Genomic DNA, 505 nt, shown 5'->3' on the forward strand with positions numbered 1-505 from the left:
GCTGTCCATGGGCGGTTTCGGCGCATTGCATCTGGCTTATGGCCACGAAGACCTCTATGGCGCTGTCGCCAGCCTGTCCGGCGCGATCTGGCAGAACGTGCCCGCCTCCGATCTCGACAAAACGCCCGCGGAACTAAAGCTCATTCAGGACAGCGCCTTCTTCCACCGCGTCGACCGCACCACCGTCACCAGCGGCATCGTGCTGCCCTCCACCGGCGATCACTTCTCCGGCGCCTTCGGCACGCCCTTCGATGCGAGACTCTTCAATGAGAAGAACGTCTTCACCCTTGTTGCACAGCACGTCGCCGAAAGCCAAGAATTGCCCGCCACCTATCTGACAGTTGGCGACGACGACGGCTTCTTCCTCTGGCGCGGCGCCATCGCCCTGCACGAAACGCTTCAGGCCGACAATCGCAAATCCCAATTGCGGATCACCGATGGCGATCACGTCTGGTCAGTGTGGAAAGTGTCAATTATCGACGCGCTGAAGTTCATCGATGGGGAG

General features: G+C 60.4%; 1 protein-coding gene. It reads left to right on the plus strand.

Going from position 1 to position 505, the window contains the following annotated elements; genetic code table 11:
* Positions 1–505 (plus strand): alpha/beta hydrolase-fold protein (locus AB4Z23_RS28260; protein ID WP_441361278.1); only part of this gene is annotated, 505 nt, incomplete at both ends.

Source organism: Agrobacterium sp. MCAB5 (assembly GCF_052114365.1).
Lineage (GTDB): Bacteria > Pseudomonadota > Alphaproteobacteria > Rhizobiales > Rhizobiaceae > Agrobacterium > Agrobacterium tumefaciens.